Raw genomic sequence first — 17667 nt, forward strand, 5'->3', positions numbered from 1 at the left:
GGTTAGGTGATCCGCGTCACTCGGGCGGTGCCCGGCGGTGGGCCTGGGGAGGGCACCGATGCGATCGGTTCGCTTACGGATTCTCGCGACGCTGCTCGTCCTGGCGGGCGTGGGTGTGGCCGGCTGGCAGCTGATGCCGACGGAGGAGGACAGCGACCGCACGATCACGGTGGGCACGACGGACGCCGTCACGTCGCTCGACCCGGCCGGTGCCTACGACGCCGGTTCCTGGGCCCTGTTCAGCAATGTCTTCCAGTCGCTGCTCACCTTCGAGCCCGGCGGCGCCAAGCCTGTTCCGGACGCCGCCGAGAACTGCGCGTTCACGGACACGGGGCTGCGTACCTATCGCTGCACACTCCGCGACGACCTGACGTTCGCGAGCGGGCGCAGGGTGACCGCCGAGGACGTGAAGTTCTCCTTCGACCGGGTCAAGCGCATCAACGACGAGGTGGGGCCCGCCTCCCTCCTCGCCACCCTGGGCGGCGTGGACGCGAGCGGGCGGACCGTCACCTTCCATCTGTCCTCGCCCGACGCGACCTTCCCGTTCAAGCTGGCGACCGGCGCCGGGTCGATCGTCGACCGCACCCGCTACCCCAAGCGCAGCCTGCGCACCGACCCCGGCGCCGACGGCACCGGGCCGTACGTCCTGAAGGCGTATACGAAGAACACGCGGGCCGTCCTCGCGCCGAACCCCCGCTACGAAGGCGCCGTCAGCGAGCTCGGCCGCCCCGTCGTCCTGCGCTACTACGTCAACTCGCAGGCGCTGGAGGTGGCCCGCAGGGCGAAGCAGTTCGACGTCGCGGCCCGCCAGCTGCCGCCCGCCGTGCTCGCCGCGCTCTCGCCGAGCGATCCGGGCCAGCGTGTCACGGAGGTCGACAGCGCCGAGACCCGCAACCTCGTCCTCGACGTGCGCGCGCGCTCACCGCTCCACGACCGGCGGGTGCGGCAGGCCATCGCCTCGCTGATCGACCGCGAGCAACTGGTCGGCCGGACGTACAAAGGGACCACCGACGCGCTGTACGGGCTGATTCCGGCGGGGATCACGGGGCACTCGACGTCGTTCTTCGACGATTATCCGAAACCGGACGCCAAGCGGGCGCGGTCCCTTTTGAGGGAGGCCGGGGTCTCGCTGCCGGTGCGCTTCACCTACGGGTACGCCGAAGGGCGGGGCGCCGCGGGTGAGGAGGCCGCCGAGCTCAAGCGGCAGCTGGAGGCGGACGGGCTGTTCAAGGTGACGACCGAGGGATTCGAGTGGACCGAGTTCCAGAAGCGGTACGCGGAGGGCGGGCTGGACGCCTGGGCGGTCGGCTGGGTCGCCGACTATCCCGACGCGGACACCTTCGGCGCGCCGCTCGTCGGCACCGGCAACACCATGAAGAACGGCTACAGCGACAAGAACGTCGACCGTCTGATCCAGGAGACTCAGCGGGACGAGGACCGCAGCCGTACGACGGACTCGTTCCGGCGGCTCCAGGAAGCCGTCGCCCGGGATGTTCCGCTGATTCCCCTGTGGCAGCGCAAGGACTACGTCATCAGCAGTCAGGACATCGGCGGCGGCCAGTACCTCTCCGACGGGACCGGTGTCTTCCGCCTCTGGCGCCTGAGCTGGCTGTGACGACCGACGTGATCCACGGGGCCGACGCCGCCTTCCAGCGACTTCGGGGTCGTGGGCGGCGATGACGGCCCTCGCCGTGACCACCGCCCACGGACGATCCGCCGACCCCGCTACGGGTGCGGGGTGGATCCGTACGCCGTCAGGAAGCGGTCCCGGAACGCGCTCATCTTCCACACCGGCGCGTTGTGCTCGGGCTGGAGGCCGTCCGTCCAGCCCCAGTCGGCGATCTTGTCGAGCACCTTCGGGTCCTTGGCGACGATCGAGACGGGCACGTCGCGGCTGGCGTGGTTGCCACTGACCCGGGCCATCGGCTGGTGGTCGCCGAGGAAGATCAGCACGGTGTCCTTGCTGCCGTACTTCACCAGGTAGTCGATGAGGCTCGTCACCGAGTACTGGATCGACTTGCCGTACTCCTCCTTCGACTTCTGCGAGTCGGTGATGATGTCCCCGGGCTTCTTGCCGGCCTTCTGGATGGCGTCGTAGACCGATCCGTCGCCGATCTGGTCCTCGGGGATCGTCTTGGGGATCGGCGCCCAGGGCTGGTGGCTGGAGGTGAGGATGATCGTCGACATCAGCGGCTTGTCGCGCTTCTTGCCGTGCTCCAGGCGCTCGAACGCGGCCAGGGCGTACTGGTCGGGCATGGTCGACCAGCTGAACTTCGGTCCCTCGTACCCGAGATCGTGGGAGTCGTAGAGCTTGTCGATGCCGTAGAACTTCTGCTCGGGCCAGGCCTTCTGGACGCCAGGCATGACGCCGACGGTGTCCCAGTCGCCCGTCTTCTCGAAGGCGCCGGGCAGGGTCAGGTGATGGCCCGCGGTCACGGTGCGATAGCGCTGCTGGTTGTTGATCCACAGGCCCGACAGGAACGTCGAGTGGCCGAGCCAGCTGCTGCCGCCGTACGTCGCCGAGGTGAGCCAGCCGCTCTTCGCCGCGAAACCGGCCCGGGTCAGCTTCTCGTTCTCCGAGGTCAGCGTCGCGTCGACGCCCGGTGCCATGACCGGGTCCTCGATGGCGCTGCGGCCGTAGCTCTCGATGAACGTGATCAGCATGTCCTTGCCGCGCAGATCGGTGAGCAGTTGGCTGGGCGGCGTGTTCGCGAAGGTGTCCTTCTTCGCGATCTTCTCGAACTCCGCCTCGTCCCGCAGCGTCTTCCGTATCCGCTCCGCCCGGTCCTGGACGACCAGCGCGGCATGCTCGGAGGCGATGGGCACCCCGGTGAACTGCACGCCCAGCGCCGCGCAGGTGACCCACGCGATGGCCAGCACGAGCGTCGTGCGCGTCGCCGTCTCGGCGTTCCGGGCCACCAGGTTGCCCAGCCGCACGACCGACAGCGTCATGAGCGCCAGCAGGGCGATCGCGAGCGTCACGGTCAGGGTCGCGATGCCGAGCGCGCCGCCCTTGCCGAACGTGTCCTGGAGGTATGCCTGCGCGTCGCTGAGGAGCGACCAGTCGAGGACGACGTTGAAGCCTCGCCCGAGGTATTCGTTGAAGCCGATGTCGAGGAGGTTCAGGACGGTCAGGACGCCCAGGCCGAGCCCGGCGAACGCCGACACGGCGATCCGCGGCCTGCGGGGCAGGACGATCAGCAGGGCGGCGCCGAAGATCGCCTCCACCGGGAGACGCAGGAACTCGGCCGGCCGGAACCGGTCCGCCTGGCTCGGCATGAGCAGAGCGAACAGGACGAGTGCGGCGGCGAGGACGGTCACGGTCGACGCGAGGGCGCGGGCGGCGACGGGACGCCGGTCCCGCCACCCGCGCCACCGGCCACGAACGGGCACCTCCCCCGGCGGCTCCTCCCCGTCACCGGCCCCGCCCCCGACGGCCCCGTCCGGGGCTACTTCTGAGGCGGCCTCGGCCGCCGCCTCCCCCTCGCCCGAGGCGGCGGCGTCCTCATCGGTACCGGTACCGGTATCGGCTTCGGCACCGGTGTCCGTGTTCGTATCTGTATCGGTATCCGTGGCCGCGTCCGCGAGCGGCTCCGGCGTCGGCTCGTCGCGCGGAGGCGCAGCGTCCGTGTTCGGCAGCTGTCGAGAGCTCGATGTGAACGACAACCCGGCGGTCCTTCCGTGCGAAGCGCGGTGGTGGCATGGCGGACCGACCGGATGAGACCGATTCGCCCTCATCGTGGTGTACGGGACCGCGGCGGCCCGTGTTCAACCGCCTCGGTCAGCTTCTCCCCAAGTCCTTTCCCGCAGGTCACAGCGGTGCGAGCGAGGCTGTCCCAGCCGGCACGGCAGCCCCGGGAGCGTCACGGGTCCGCCAACCGCGCCATCACCCCACCGGCGTCGGCAGCCTCCCCATTGTCGGCATCCTTACCGCACCGGCAGGGTCACCGTCACCGCCAGCCCCTCGCCGGGCGCCGTCCGTACCGCGACCGTGCCCCCGTGGGCCCTCACCACGCCCTGCACGATCGCCAGGCCGAGCCCGCTGCCCGCGCCGCCGCCGGCCCGGAAGAAACGGTCGAAGATGCGGGTCGCGTCCTCTTCCTGGAGCCCTGGACCCTTGTCCGCGACACACAGTCGTACGGCACCGTCCGCGCGCTCCAGATCGAGCCGCACCGGCACGTCGTCGGGTGTGTGGGTGCGTACGTTGCCCACGAGATTGCCCAGCACCTGCCGCAGCCCCGACTCGTCGGCCTGCACGAGCAGCGTGCCTTCGGCGCCCACGGTCACCGGGCGGCCGGGCTGCTGGGCGCGCAGATCCTCGGCCGCGTCCCGTACGAGCCGGCTCAGGTCGACGTTCCTGAAGCGCAGTTCGGGGCGTTGGTCGAGGCGGGCCAGGGTGAGCAGCTCGTCGACGAGCCGGCCCATACGGTCGGTCTCCGCGTTCATGCGGTCCCACGCCCGCTTGCGCTCGACGGGATCGGTCAGCATCCCCTTCTCGTACAGCTGGAGGTAGCCGCGTATCGCGGCCAGCGGTGTGCGCAGTTCGTGCGAGGCGTCCCCGACGAACCGGCGGAGCTGCGCGGCGCTGTGCTCACGCGTCCGGTAGGCCGATTCGACCTGCTGGAGCATGGAGTTGAGCGCGAGCCGCAGCTGTTCGACCTCTTGCGTCGGATGATGACTGGAGGGCACCCGCCGGGTCAGATCCCCCTCGGCGATCGCCGACGAGGTCTCGACCATGGCCTCCAGCGGCAGCATCCGGCGGCGCACACTGAACATCGTCAGGCACGCGAGCAGCGCCAACAGCAGGGTGCCGACGGTCAGATCGAGCTTGAGCGCCTTCGCGATGCCTTTGTGCAGTCCGTCGGTCGAGGCGGCGAACAGGACGTACGTGCCGTCGGCGAGCCGTGCCCCGGTCGCCCGGTAGTCGGCGCCGTGCACGGTGATGTCGCGCGGGTCGCTGTCGCGGGCGAGCGCGCCCGGGTCGTCCACGGCGGCGGCGAACGCGCGCTGTGTCTCGGTGGGTTCGAAGCCGGCCACCTCGATGGCCTCGCCCCGTCGGTCGACGGCCGCGAAGAGCGAGTCCGGCTTCGGTGACTCGTCCACCGCGGGCCCGATCCGGTCGCGGACGAACGCGAGGGCGCTCAGCGAGTCGATCTGGCTCATGGTGAGCTGCGAAACGCCCAGCGACTCCCGTGTCTTGGCGAGCTGTGTGTCCACCTGGTCGAGCAGATAGTGCCGCATGCCCATCAGGCTCACGGCGGTCGCCATCACGATGCCCAGGGCCAGCAGCCCCACGTTCGCGATCGTCAGTTTGCCGCGCAGGGAGTGGACGCCGTGCTTGCGGCGCGGGGGGCGGCAGCCGGGCCGGGTGGGCAGGTTCACGCGAGTCCGTATCCGACGCCCCGGCGGGTCTGGATCACCGGCGGACCCAGCGGTTCGAGCTTGCGCCGCAGATAACTGATGTACGTCTCCACGACGGTCGACTCGGCCGAGTGCTCGTACTGCCAGACATGGCGCAGGAGTTGCTCCTTGGGCACGATCCGCCCGCCGTTGCGGACGAGGAAGCGCAGCAGGGCGTACTCGGTGGGGGTGAGCTCGACCGTGGTGCCCGCGCGGTGGACGCTGTACGTCGTCTCGTCCAGCTCCAGATCGCCGTAGCGCAGGGGCGGGCGCTGCGGCAGGACGTCGTCGGGCCGCGTACGGCGCAGGACGGCCGTGATCCGGGCGACGACCTCGTCGATGTTGAACGGCTTGGTGATGTAGTCGTCGCCGAAGCCGAGCGCGCCGACGATCTCGGCGGGCGCGTCCCGCGCGGTGAGGAAGACGACGGCCAGGTCCGGCTGCCGTACCCGCAGTTCACGGCCGAGCGCCCGGCCGTCGCCGTCCGGGAGCATCACGTCGAGCAGCGCCGCGTCGGGGCGGGTGCGCTCGGCGAGCGCGAGCGCGTCGCGGACGGTGCCCGCGGCCATCACCTCGAAGCGGTGGTAGCGCAGCGCGATGGTGAGGACGTCCGCGATGCTCGGCTCGTCCTCGACGACGAGGACGGTGGCTCCCTCGTGAGCGGTCATGACCCCAGTATCGGCGGGCCCACCGACAGCGGGAGCGGTTCGCGCTTTGGAGTTCCTTGAGAGTCATGGGCGGGTCGTGTCCACGTGCGCGGGTCGCCACCAATCCTGTTGCCAGGACCTGGGGGACCGACCGACCGACTAAGGAGCGTTGAACGTGGCGGTATTGGCACGGTGGTGCTATCGGCACCGGCTGGTGGTCCTGTTGCTGTGGGTGGGCGCACTGTTCGGTCTGGGCTTCGCGGCGACCAGCGCGGGCACGGACTACGCGAACGTCTTCTCCCTCCCGAACACGGACTCCAAGCGCGCGTACGACCAGATGGAGAAGGCCTTCCCGAACAGCGCGGGGGACACCGACACGGTGGTCTGGAAGGTCGACGAGGGCACGGTGAGGGACGCGTCCGTGCGCTCCCGGATCCAGCCCGTGCTGGACGAGATCGCCGGCATGAAGGGCGTGGGCCAGGTCGCGGGGCCCTACGAGGGGGAGCGGGGCGCCGCGCAGATCAGCCGGAACGGCAAGATCGCGTACGCCCAGATCACCTTCGGCGAGCAGGCGAACGCCGTCCCCAAGGAACTGGTGCAGGACGTCGTCGACACCGCGCAGAACGCCGAACGCGGCGGACTGGAAGTCGAGTTGGGCGGTCAGGCGATCCAGCGCGTACAGGAACCGCCCACCGGTCTCGCCGAGATGGTCGGCATCCTGGCCGCGGCCGTCGTCCTGTTCCTGGCCTTCGGTTCGCTCTTCGCCATGCTGCTGCCGATCGGCATCGCGATCTTCGGGGTGGGTACGGGGCTGTTCTCCACGCAGTTGCTCAGCCACACCACGGACATCCCGGACCTGGCCCCGCTGCTGGCCACCCTGATCGGCCTCGGCGTCGGCATCGACTACGCACTGTTCATCGTCACCCGTCACCGGCGCGGCATCCTGCGCGGCCTGGCGCCGGAGGAGTCGGCGGTCGTCGCCCTCAACACCTCGGGCCGGGCGGTGCTGTTCGCGGGCGGCACGGTGTGCATCGCGCTCGCCGGCATGCTCGTGACGAACCTCCGCTTCCTGGACGGCGTGGTCATCGGCACCTCCCTGACCGTCGTGTTCAGCGTGCTCGCCGCCACGACCCTGCTGCCGGCGCTGCTCGGCCTGCTCGGCACCCGGGTGCTCAGCCGCCGCCAGCGGCGCAAACTGGCGGCTCAGGGCCCCGAGCCGGAGCGGGCGAGCGGGGCCGCGGCCCGCTGGTCCATGAGCGTGCAGCGTCGCCCTCGTACGATCGCGGTCCTCGCGCTGGCCGTGATGGCGGTCCTCGCCCTCCCCGTCCTGTCGCTGCACCTCGGCGCCACCGACCAGGGCAACGACGACAGCACGACGACGACCAGGCAGGCCTACGACCTCCTCGCCGAGGGCTTCGGACCCGGCTTCAACGGACCCTTGCAGGTGGTCGTGACCGGCGGTGACACCGACGCCCTGGCGAAGAGCATCAGCGGCACGCCCGGGGTGGCCGCGGTCGCCGCGCTGCCGCCCGCCAACGGCGTGACGGTGATCCAGGTGGTGCCGACGACCTCACCGCAGTCGGTGAAGACCGACGACCTCATCGACACCCTGCGGGACCGGGTGATCCCGGACGCCGGGGCGCGGGCCCACGTCGGTGGCGTCACCGCCGTGTCGAAGGACTTCGCCACGATCACCGGCGACCGGCTCCCCTACTTCGTCGCCACGATCATCGGCCTCGGCTTCCTGCTCCTGCTGGTCGCCTTCCGCTCCCTGGTGGTCCCGCTGACGGCCGCGCTGATGAACCTGATCGCCGCCGCCGCGTCCTTCGGCGTCCTCGTCGCGATCTTCCAGTGGGGCTGGGGCCTGGAGCTGCTGGGCCTCGGCAAGGAGGGCCCGATCAACGCCTTCCTGCCCGTCATCATGCTCTCGCTCCTCTTCGGCCTCTCCATGGACTACCAGGTGTTCCTGGTGAGCCGCATGCACGAGGAATGGGTGCACACCAAGGACAACGCGCGCGCGGTGCGGGTCGGTCTGGCCGAGACCGGCCGGGTCATCAACTCCGCCGCGCTGATCATGGTCTGTGTGTTCCTCGCCTTCGTCCTGAGCGGTGACGCGGGAGCGGCGATGGCGGGCGTCGGCCTCGCGGCCGCGGTCGCCCTGGACGCCTTCATCCTCCGTACGGCCCTGGTCCCCGCCGCGATGCATCTGCTCGGCAACTCCAACTGGTGGCTGCCCGCGGGCCTGGACAAGCGGCTGCCGCACCTCGCGGTGGAACCGGCCGAGGCGCCGTCCGAGGACGCCGCTCCCGTCGCGGGCGGCGCGTCGGTCGTCCACGGCTTCGTCCGCGACGCGGAGGGCGCGCCCGTCGACGGCGCCGTCCTCACCCTGCTGTCCAAGGGCGGCCGCCAACTGGACCGGGTGACCTCGCTGGCCGACGGTTCGTACATCGTCTCGGTCCCGGCTCCGGGGACGTATCTGCTGTCGACGACGGCCCGTTCGTACGGGGCGCGGGCACGGCACGTGGTCGTCAGGGACGAACCGCTGGTGTACGACGTGGAGCTGGCGGAGGGAGAGGTGGACGTCGACGCGGTCAACTGAGGCCGCAGGACGCGAGAACCGTCCGACGTGACGATGTCCGACGTGAGGGGTGTCCGCCAGGCGGGCGCCCCTTACTCTTCCTTCTTCTTCCTGGCCGGGTCGGGCAGTGCCTTCGTCATCCCCGGCAGGAAGTCCGTGAACAGCTCGTGCACCTCGTGGACGAGGGGCCGCAGAAGGCGGAAACGGGACAGCGAGACGCCGCGCGCGGTGAGGCGTGCGCCGCGCTCGGCGAGCCGGTAGCTGCGCTCGCGACCCTCCGTACGGTCGAAGACCCAGTACAGGACGAGCCCCATCTGGGAGAGCCACATCAGCTCGGGCAGCACCTCGCGCAGTTCCTCCGGCACCTTGGTCTTCGCCCCGGCCAGCACCTCCTTGTGGACTTTGATGGCCTCCACGCGTGCGTGCTCCGACTCGGGGGAGAAGGGGCTGAGCGGACTGTCCGGGTCGGCGGCGTTCTTGAAGAACTGCACCGCGAACTCGTGGTACGGCGTGGCGATGTCCAGCCATGCCTTCAGTACGCCGCCCAGCCGGGCCTCCAAGTCGCTCTCGCGGTCCAGCACCTCCCGGACCGCTTCCTGGTGTTCGCCGGCGATCCGGTCGTAGAAGCCCTGGATCAGGTGCTCCTTGCCGGCGAAGTAGTAGTACGCGTTCCCGACGGAGACCCCGGCCTCCTGGGCGATGGCCCGCATCGTCGTCTTGTCGTACCCCCGCTCCTGGAAGAGCCGCATCGCCGTCTCCAGGATCAGGGCACGGGTCTGCTCGCTCTTGGCCGGGCTCTTCGCCGCCTCCTTGTCCACGGACACAGGGGACTTGGCGGGCTCGGCGGGCTCGGAGGACTTCGAGGACTTCGAGGGCTCGGAGGACCCGTTGGGGCCGGGGCTGTCTGTCGGTGCTGGCACGGGACGAGCCTAACGAGTGGGGGCTGTGGAGCATGCGCCGCTGTCGCAGGCCGGGCGTTCGTACGTCCATCCCGCCCTCGGGTCGTAGCTCCACCCGTCGCCCCAGTGGTACGCGCCACCGCCCCACCGCTCGGACGCCTGGGCCTCGCGCCACTTGGCGGCGGCGAGGGTCGCGCCCCTGGCCAGCCTGGCACCCGCGGGGGTGCTCAGCCGATGGGCCAGCGCCCGGTACTCGCGCAGCGCCCACAGGGTGACGACCCAGGCGGCGGCTCCCTGGTACACCTGCCCGCCGTCCCCCACCACGGTGATCTCGCTCAGGGTGGCGCGGTGATCGAGCCGCGGGAAGCGCCGCCGTGCCTCTTCGGAGCCCACCGGTACGAACCGGAGCGGGACCAGTTGCGCCTGCTTGGCGAGCCAGTGCTTCAGGAAGGCGCACAGTGAACAGCGCGGGTCGTGCAGGACGGTGAGCCCGAGGACCGGGACGCGCGCGGCGTCCCGGACCCGGGTGGCTGAGGTGCCGGCCACCGTTCTCACACCCCGGCCGCGGGGGCGGCCCAGTCCGTCGGCTGCACCGGCGGCACCTGCTCCCGCTCCATGACACCCCGCCGCCGGATCTTGTTGAGCACGTACACGTTCCCCAGGTGCATGACCCCGAGCACCAGCAGGACGACACCCAGCTTGGTCGACAGGGCTTCGAAGATCTCGCGGGCGTTGGAGATCTCGTCGCTCTGCTGCAGATAGAGCGCGACGAAGCCCAGGTTGACGAGGTAGAAGCCCACCACCAGCAGATGGTTGACGGCGTCGGCGAGCTTCTCGTTCCCGTGCAGTACGTCCGACAGGAAGATCCGCCCGTTGTGGCTCAGCGTGCGTGCCACCCACACCGTCAGCGCGATGCTGACCAGCAGATAGATGACGTATGCGACGACCGTGAGGTCCATGTCCCCACCCCTTCTTGAACGCGTTCAAAACGCTGTCAGGGATGAATGTAGACCTGCTTTTGAACATGTTCAAGTCGGATCCCGCGCGCGCGTCCGCCGGGGCTATCGCTGTGCCCTGCGGGCCAGTTCGGGGCGCTTGGTGTAGTCCGTCAGGCCGATGACGTTGCCCCACGGATCTGCGATCTCGACGGTCCAGCCGGTGGCGCCGGAGAAGGGCTCGTCGAGGGGTGCGATGCCCGCGGCGGCCAGCGCCCCGGCCGCGGCGCGGGCGTCCGGCACCTCCAGCCACAGCCGCGGCGACGCCCACGGCGGCGGCCGGTGACTCAGCTCCTCGTCGAGCCGCAGCAGGATGCCCGGTGTCTCCTTGCCCACCTTCAGCAGCGCGATACCGGCCTCGTCGAGCCGGAACGCCGACGGGAACCCGGCGCGCTCGTAGAAACTCACGGCCTCGCCGAGATTCCCGACGGGCAGCAGTACGTTGTCGAGCCCGAGCAGCTCGTATGACACGTCGTCTGACATGCCATCAGATTAGGAGCGGGCTACGGGAGGACGGGGGCGGGCTGACCGCAGCCCGAACAAGTGATCACCCGTTGAGGCGAAGCGCCTCCCTTTCCAGCGTCCTGGCGCGGTGACCGATTGCCAGTGGTGGCTCGTACCGTCGTCGGCATGGGAATGGTGACGTTCGTCGACGAGACGACCAGTGGGGACCGGGGCGCCGGCTGGGAGATCGAGATCGCCGAGGAGCGGCTCGCGGTGCGCGAGCTGATCCGGCGGCGGTCTTCCAGGAGGTCGCCGACTACAACGCGCGGATGCCGGATGTGTTCCAGGGGCTCGTGCAGCCCGAGGACACCGAGCGGGTGCTGAACGGCTACGCGCACCCCGCCGGATAGACCCGGAGGCGCAGAGCGAGCCGGCTCTAGCGGGGTACGGCCAGGCGCCGCAGCCGTCAGATGATCCATCGACTCTGTTCCGATGGTTGCCCGACCAGCATACTGATGAGGGGTCAGGGGCAGGCGGGGCGTGTGAGCCTGTGGGGTGCGGTCCGTAGGGGGAGGCGGCGTCGTGCGGCGGCTGCTGATGGTGGGGCTTCTGCCGTGCGGGGTGTTCGTCACCTGTCTCTGGGGGCTTGTGGGCGCCGGAAGTTTCACGGGGCGCAGCGACTGGGGCCGGGTGGTGCCGGAGGACCCCGGCGCCCTGGCCGGAACGCTGCTGGTCCTCACCGTGTGTACGTCACTTCTGGCCGTGCTCCTGCAGCCGTTCCAGGTGCGGGCGGTACGGGTGCTGGAAGGGTACTGGGATCGCTGGCCGGTGACGGCCGGGCTGGCCGGGGTACTGGTCGAGGTACAGCGGCGCCGCTGGGAGGTGTTGCGCGAGCGCGTGCAAGGGGCGGCGCTCGACGAGAACGCCCGTCGTGTGCGAGCCGATGCGGCACGCAGGCTCAGCGCGCACCCGTCCGGCGACGCCCTGTTGCCGACCGCTCTCGGCAACGCGCTGCGCGCCGGCGAACTCCGTGCGGGTGAGCGCTACGGCCTTTCCACGCTCGCGTCCTGGCCGCGCATCTACATGCAGGTCTCGGACCGTATGGCCGAGGTTCTCCGCTCGACGAGGGAGGCCCTGGACACGGCCGTCAACCTCTCCTGGAGTTTCCTGATGGTGACCGCGGTCTCCGCGACGGCCCTGTACGACGAGGCGGGCCTGTGGTGGCTGTGCGGTGGGGCCCTGCTCCTCGCGCTGGTCGCCTACAAGGGGGCGGTGATCGCCGCGCAGGCCTGTGTACGACCTGCATCGGTTCGAACTGCTGGACGCCCTGCACTATCCCCTGCCGGCCGACGAAGCGACCGAACAGGAGATCTTCACCGGCGTCTCGGCTCTGCTCGCCGGACGCGGTCGTCCCGGCGTCCCCTACGACCACGGCGCCGACCGCTCACACCCTGACGATGCCGACCGCTCCGCATATCCCGAGCACATGGACCGTGAACCCGGTTGACGGGTCGGACGGTTCCACCTGTTGCGCCCCTGTCTCCGCTATCCGCGTCAACACCGCCCCGGACGTATGCACCCTCACTCGCCTGTCCCGCGGAACTGCCACGACAACATGCCCGACGATCGCGGTGACATGCACCGTGGTCCCGCTGTCGGCCGTCGCCCGGGTCAAGTCGGCCCGGAGTTCACCGAGTACGGCCCGGACAGTGACGGTCCCGCGGGTGCCCTCGGGCGCCACGACCTGGCCGGTCGCCAGGACCCGGCTCCAACTCGATCTCCGCCCGGCTCGGGAGGCGGCGAGCACGAGGGCGGCTCCGCCGAGCGCGAGGACTCCGGGCAGAGCCAGGTCCGCGAGCGCGTGTGAACCGACGTCGCCGGACCGCACCAGTCCCGCCGACGCGACGGCCGCGAGGAGCACCGGGCCGATGAGCGAGCCCGTCGGCAGCGCGGCCCGCAGCAGGTTGACCACGGCAAGGCTCAGCAGGGCCCACGGCCACCACCGGGCGCCGAACTCCAGCGCGGCACGCGCCCGGTGCACGGCGTCTCCGGCGAGGCAAGAGCCGACGACCACCGCCAGGAGGCCGATCCACACGCGGGCGCGCGAGTTAGGGGCACTGTCCTCGCCGTGCGCCATCGCCGCCAACTGCCTCCGGATCGTGCGGGCCTCAGAGGCAACCGCGGCGACATGCTAGTCCGGCTGGTCGGTGGGGTTGTCGGGGAGGGGAGGCTCCTTGAGCGTCGCGCGGGCCTGCGCCTCCCAGCGGAGGGCCTCCTGTGGGTCCAAGGCGTTGACGATGAAGGCGGGTCGTACGTCCTTCAGCTTGCATTTTTCCTTGAGATGCCGGATCTGTGCGTGATGCGCCTTCAGGTATGACCGCAATTCCTGCTCCGAGCCGTTGAGCGCGTCCTGAAGGGCCTTCCTGTCCGCTCCTGAGGAGCACATGAACTGGGCCCCGCATGCGCGACAACTCTCGTACGGCGTTTCCACACCGGGCAGCACGGTGTCGTACAGCATCAGGTCTCCTATCGGTCTTTGTCCCCGAAGAGCAGTTTCCAGATCCACACGCCTTCCACCGCCGTCGCGGCGAGCACCATGGAACAGGCGATCCACCGCCAGACGGTCTGCTGACCGCAGGGAGGCGGCGCCAGCGCGCAGCCGATGCCCAGGCCGAGCAGGAGAACCCCGAGGTTGAAGCAGTAGACGGACGGCTTGGCGAAGGTCATGTATCGCTTGTGAGCCGCTTCACGGATGCGCTCGAATTCGTTGTTTCGCTCTGTCTCGTCGTCGTCCCGCCAGGCATCCAAGTGCGCCAGACGGTCCACGACATCCTTGTGGGTGAAGAAGTACTGACGCGCGTGGTAGTTGAGCTGGATGGCGGCGATCAGGATCAAGGAGCTGGCGACGAGCATGAGCAGGGTCAGCCCCGGCAGGAGGAATTGATCGTCGGCGCCCGCGACGACACCGGCCAAGGAGAGCGACGCGGCGGTGAACAGGGGCGCCGCGATGAAGAAGGCTTCCTTCATCGCGGCTTCGTATCCGAAAGTCTGCGGCTTGGCCTGGTCGTCGGGTCTGTCCGTCACGCTGCCCCCTCCAGCTGCGGTGCCGGTGTCGCCCTTGCCGCAGTGTGACCGTCGGAACAGCCCCTGGACAGGAGCGCAATCTGGCCAAAAACGCCTGAGGGCCCTGTTTCCGCAGGGGCGGAAACAGGGCCCTGATACCAGACTGAAGAAGATCAGAAGCGACGCGTAATCAGCGCCCTCTTCACTTCCTGGATCGCCTTCGTGACCTCGATGCCTCGGGGGCAGGCGTCCGTGCAGTTGAACGTCGTGCGGCAGCGCCACACGCCGTCCTTGTCGTTCAGGATCTCCAGGCGCTGCTCCCCGGCCTCGTCGCGCGAGTCGAAGATGAAGCGGTGGGCGTTCACGATGGCGGCCGGGCCGAAGTACTGGCCGTCGTTCCAGAACACCGGGCAGGACGACGTGCACGCCGCGCACAGGATGCACTTCGTCGTGTCGTCGAACCGCTCGCGGTCCTCGGCCGACTGCAGACGCTCGCGCGTCGGCTCGTTGGTCTCCTTCGTGATGAGGAAGGGCATCACGTCGCGGTACGCCTGGAAGAACGGGTCCATGTCGACCACGAGGTCCTTCAGGACCGTCAGACCCTTGATCGCCTCGACCGTGATCGGCTTCTCAGGGTTGAGGTCCTTGATCAGCGTCTTGCAGGCGAGGCGGTTCTTGCCGTTGATCCGCATGGCGTCCGAGCCGCAGATGCCGTGCGCGCAGGAGCGGCGGAACGTGAGCGTGCCGTCCTGGTCCCACTTGATCTTGTGCAGTGCGTCGAGGACACGCTCCTTGGGGTCGATCTCCAGCTGGAAGTCTTCCCAGACCGCCTCGGCCGAGATCTCCGGGTTGAACCGGCGGATGCGGAACGTGGCGGTGATGTACGGGGAGTCGGCGAAACCGGGCTCGGGTGCGCCGGCCGCGTCCGCCTTGTCCAGGGTGGGAGTAGCCATCAGTACTTACGCTCCATCGGCTGGTAGCGGGTCTGGACGACCGGCTTGTAGTCGAGACGGATGGACTCGGTGCCGTCGTCGCCGACCTCGCGGTACGCCATGGTGTGGCGCATGAAGTTGACGTCGTCGCGGTTCGGGTAGTCCTCGCGGTAGTGACCGCCGCGGGACTCCTTGCGGGCGAGCGCGGAGACGGCCATGACCTCGGCCAGGTCGAGCAGGTTGCCCAGCTCGATGGCTTCGAGGAGGTCCGTGTTGAACCGCCGGCCCTTGTCCTGGATCGAGACGTTCAGGTAGCGCTCGCGCAGCTCCGCGATCTTCTCGACCGCCGTCTTGATCGTCTGCTCGGTACGGAACACCATCACGTTGGCGTCCATGCACTCCTGCAGCTCCCGGCGGATGTCGGCGACCCGCTCGGTACCCGTGGAGTTGCGCAGGCGCTCGACCTGCGAGACGACCAGCGACGCCGGCTCCTCCGGCAGCTCGATGTGGGCGTCGACCTTCGCCGAGTACTCCGCGGCCGCGATGCCGGCCCGGCGCCCGAAGACGTTGATGTCCAGCAGCGAGTTCGTGCCGAGACGGTTGGCGCCGTGCACCGACACACAGGCGACCTCACCGGCGGCGTACAGGCCCGGAACCACCGTGGTGTTGTCCGAGAGGACCTCACCCTGGACGTTCGTGGGGATGCCGCCCATGGCGTAGTGCGCGGTGGGCTGGATCGGGATCGGGTCCGTGTAGGGCTCGATGCCGAGGTAGGTGCGCGCGAACTCCGTGATGTCGGGCAGCTTGGCGTCCAGCTGCTCCGGCGGGAGGTGCGTGAGGTCGAGGTAGACGTGGTCGCCCTCGGGACCGCAGCCGCGGCCCTCACGGATCTCCGTGTAGATGGAGCGGGACACGACGTCACGGGACGCGAGGTCCTTCATGACCGGCGCGTACTTCTCCATGAAGCGCTCGCCGTCCTTGTTGCGGAGGATGCCGCCCTCACCGCGGGCGCCCTCCGTCAGCAGGATGCCCATGCGCCAGATGCCGGTCGGGTGGAACTGGAAGAACTCCATGTCCTCCAGCGGCAGCCCGCGACGGTAGACCGCCGCCTGGCCGTCACCCGTGAGGGTGTGCGCGTTGGAGGTCACCTTGAAGAACTTGCCGGTGCCGCCGGACGCGTAGATCACGGCCTTCGCCTGGAAGACGTGGATCTCGCCGGTGGCGAGCTCGTAGGCGACGACGCCCACCGAGTGCTTGACCCCGTCGACCTCGGTGATCAGCTGGTCGAGGACGTAGAACTCGTTGAAGAACTCCACGCCCTCCTTGACGCAGTTCTGGTACAGCGTCTGGAGGATCATGTGACCGGTGCGGTCCGCGGCGTAGCAGGACCGGCGGACCGGGGCCTCGCCGTGGTTGCGGGAGTGACCGCCGAAGCGGCGCTGGTCGATCGTCCCGTCGGGCGTCCGGTTGAACGGCAGGCCCATCTTCTCGAGGTCGAGGACCGCGTCGATGGCCTCCTTCGCCAGGATCTCGGCGGCGTCCTGGTCGACCAGGTAGTCACCGCCCTTGACGGTGTCGAAGGTGTGCCACTCCCAGTTGTCCTCTTCCACGTTGGCGAGCGCGGCGGCCATGCCGCCCTGCGCGGCGCCCGTGTGGGAGCGGGTGGGGTAGAGCTTCGTCAGCACGGCGGTGCGGCTGCGCTTCGTCGACTCGATGGCGGCGCGCATGCCGGCGCCGCCGGCGCCGACGATGACGGTGTCGTACTTGTGGATCTTCATGAGTGGTTGCCTCAGCCCCGTGCCTAGCGGATGTTCGGGTCGAAGGTGAAGATCACCAGCGTGCCCAGCAGAATCGTGAACACCGTGGCGGTGTACAGCAGGCCCTTCAGCCACAGGCGCGTGCCCGCGCGTTCCGCGTAGTCGTTGATGACCGTACGCAGGCCGTTGGCGCCGTGCAGCATGGCGAGCCACAGCATGGCGAGGTCCCAGACCTGCCACCAGGGGTTCGCCCACCGGCCGGCCACGAAGGCGAAGCCGATCTTGGAGACGCCGCCGTCCAGGACGAGCTGGATGAGCAGGTGGCCGATGACCAGGACGACCAGGACGATGCCGGACAGGCGCATGAAGAGCCAGCCGTACATCTCGAAGTTGCCGCGGGTGGACTTCGGGGTCTTCTTGGTGCGCTTGCGGGGGGCCTCGATGAACGGGGCCGGGTTGTCGACGCTGTACGCCGAGAACTCTCCGGCGCCCTCGATGGGGCCGATGCCGGAAGCGGCGGTGTCAGTAGTGGACATCTGTGTCAGCTCCCGAACACTTCGCGGAATGCGTGACCGAGGACGGGGTACAGAGCCCCGAACATCAGCACGACCCAGATACCGACGACGGACCAGAGCATCTGCTTCTGGTAGCGCGGGCCCTTGGACCAGAAATCGACGGCGATGACACGCAGGCCGTTGAGCGCGTGGAAGAGGATGGCGGCGACGAGGCCGTATTCCAGCAGCGCGACGATCGGCGACTTGTACGTGGCCACGACGTTGTCGTATTGCTCGGGGGAGACACGGACGAGAGCAGTGTCCAGGACGTGTACGAACAGGAAGAAGAAGATGAGGACGCCGGTGACTCGATGAGCCACCCAGGACCACATTCCTTCCCGGCCGCGGTACAGCGTTCCAGCCGGCACGGAAGAACCCTCCGGGAGCGGGGATTGGGG

General features: G+C 69.3%; 17 protein-coding genes. 3 read left to right on the top strand and 14 right to left on the bottom strand.

The features are described 5' to 3' along the window. Positions 1–58: 58 nt before the first annotated feature. On the top strand, positions 59–1615 hold the full coding sequence (locus ABZX90_RS21670) for an ABC transporter substrate-binding protein (RefSeq protein WP_351128236.1): 1557 nt from the start codon (positions 59–61) through the stop codon (positions 1613–1615). 110 nt (positions 1616–1725) lie between these two features. On the opposite strand, the gene ABZX90_RS21675 is transcribed toward ABZX90_RS21670, so the two are convergent. From ABZX90_RS21675 to ABZX90_RS21685, 3 genes are all read right to left on the bottom strand, one after another. After that, on the bottom strand, positions 1726–3738 hold the full coding sequence (locus tag ABZX90_RS21675; protein WP_355207080.1) for a sulfatase-like hydrolase/transferase: 2013 nt from the start codon (positions 3736–3738) through the stop codon (positions 1726–1728). A 189-nt stretch (positions 3739–3927) separates the two neighbouring features. After that, complete coding sequence (locus tag ABZX90_RS21680) at positions 3928–5382, bottom strand: HAMP domain-containing sensor histidine kinase (RefSeq protein ID WP_355207082.1); 1455 nt, start codon at positions 5380–5382, stop codon at positions 3928–3930. After that, positions 5379–6068 carry a response regulator transcription factor gene (locus ABZX90_RS21685; protein WP_351128230.1) on the bottom strand — a complete coding sequence of 230 codons (690 nt, stop codon included), beginning with the start codon at positions 6066–6068 and terminating at the stop codon, positions 5379–5381. The genes ABZX90_RS21680 and ABZX90_RS21685 overlap by 4 nt, the downstream gene beginning before the upstream one ends. A gap of 163 nt (positions 6069–6231) precedes the next feature. On the opposite strand from ABZX90_RS21685, the gene ABZX90_RS21690 reads away from it, so the two are divergent. Then, positions 6232–8646, top strand: coding sequence for an MMPL family transporter (locus tag ABZX90_RS21690; RefSeq protein ID WP_355207218.1), 2415 nt, complete (start codon positions 6232–6234; stop codon positions 8644–8646). A 71-nt stretch (positions 8647–8717) separates the two neighbouring features. Here ABZX90_RS21690 and ABZX90_RS21695 read toward each other — a convergent pair whose 3' ends face one another. From ABZX90_RS21695 to ABZX90_RS21710, 4 genes are all read right to left on the bottom strand, one after another. Next, complete coding sequence (locus ABZX90_RS21695; RefSeq protein WP_351128332.1) at positions 8718–9449, bottom strand: TetR family transcriptional regulator; 732 nt, start codon at positions 9447–9449, stop codon at positions 8718–8720. 105 nt (positions 9450–9554) lie between these two features. Then, on the bottom strand, positions 9555–10070 hold the full coding sequence (locus tag ABZX90_RS21700; RefSeq protein ID WP_355207085.1) for a DCC1-like thiol-disulfide oxidoreductase family protein: 516 nt from the start codon (positions 10068–10070) through the stop codon (positions 9555–9557). A gap of 5 nt (positions 10071–10075) precedes the next feature. Continuing rightward, on the bottom strand, positions 10076–10483 hold the full coding sequence (locus ABZX90_RS21705) for a hypothetical protein (RefSeq protein WP_351128227.1): 408 nt from the start codon (positions 10481–10483) through the stop codon (positions 10076–10078). A gap of 102 nt (positions 10484–10585) precedes the next feature. Continuing rightward, on the bottom strand, positions 10586–11002 hold the full coding sequence (locus ABZX90_RS21710) for a VOC family protein (protein WP_351128225.1): 417 nt from the start codon (positions 11000–11002) through the stop codon (positions 10586–10588). A 543-nt stretch (positions 11003–11545) separates the two neighbouring features. On the opposite strand from ABZX90_RS21710, the gene ABZX90_RS21715 reads away from it, so the two are divergent. Continuing rightward, positions 11546–12418 carry a hypothetical protein gene (locus ABZX90_RS21715; protein WP_355207088.1) on the top strand — a complete coding sequence of 291 codons (873 nt, stop codon included), beginning with the start codon at positions 11546–11548 and terminating at the stop codon, positions 12416–12418. On the opposite strand, the gene ABZX90_RS21720 is transcribed toward ABZX90_RS21715, so the two are convergent. The 7 genes from ABZX90_RS21720 to sdhC all read right to left on the bottom strand — a co-directional run bounded on the left by ABZX90_RS21720 (position 12408) and on the right by sdhC (position 17637). Further along, the gene (locus ABZX90_RS21720) at positions 12408–13100 is read right to left on the bottom strand and encodes a hypothetical protein (protein WP_351128221.1); all 693 of its coding nucleotides are present in this window, start codon (positions 13098–13100) and stop codon (positions 12408–12410) included. The two genes, ABZX90_RS21715 and ABZX90_RS21720, sit on opposite strands and share 11 nt — an antisense overlap. A 54-nt stretch (positions 13101–13154) precedes the next feature. Continuing rightward, a complete protein-coding gene (locus tag ABZX90_RS21725; RefSeq protein WP_355207091.1) occupies positions 13155–13481 on the bottom strand; it encodes a hypothetical protein in 327 nt (108 codons plus the stop codon). An 8-nt stretch (positions 13482–13489) separates the two neighbouring features. Further along, positions 13490–14047 (bottom strand): hypothetical protein, encoded by a 558-nt coding sequence (locus ABZX90_RS21730; protein ID WP_355207094.1) that lies wholly within the window; start codon positions 14045–14047, stop codon positions 13490–13492. Positions 14048–14199: 152 nt separating this feature from the next. Continuing rightward, positions 14200–14979 (bottom strand): succinate dehydrogenase iron-sulfur subunit, encoded by a 780-nt coding sequence (locus ABZX90_RS21735; RefSeq protein WP_351128215.1) that lies wholly within the window; start codon positions 14977–14979, stop codon positions 14200–14202. Beyond that, positions 14979–16736 carry a succinate dehydrogenase flavoprotein subunit gene (gene sdhA, locus ABZX90_RS21740; RefSeq protein WP_351128213.1) on the bottom strand — a complete coding sequence of 586 codons (1758 nt, stop codon included), beginning with the start codon at positions 16734–16736 and terminating at the stop codon, positions 14979–14981. The genes ABZX90_RS21735 and sdhA overlap by 1 nt, the downstream gene beginning before the upstream one ends. 23 nt (positions 16737–16759) lie before the next feature. Continuing rightward, positions 16760–17251 (bottom strand): succinate dehydrogenase hydrophobic membrane anchor subunit, encoded by a 492-nt coding sequence (locus tag ABZX90_RS21745; RefSeq protein ID WP_355207098.1) that lies wholly within the window; start codon positions 17249–17251, stop codon positions 16760–16762. Positions 17252–17256: 5 nt separating this feature from the next. After that, positions 17257–17637: a succinate dehydrogenase, cytochrome b556 subunit gene (sdhC, locus tag ABZX90_RS21750; protein WP_261705972.1), complete on the bottom strand. Its 381-nt coding sequence runs from the start codon at positions 17635–17637 to the stop codon at positions 17257–17259. Positions 17638–17667: the final 30 nt, after the last annotated feature.

Source organism: Streptomyces sp. NPDC002935 (assembly GCF_040611295.1).
In the GTDB taxonomy this organism is placed as follows: domain Bacteria; phylum Actinomycetota; class Actinomycetes; order Streptomycetales; family Streptomycetaceae; genus Streptomyces.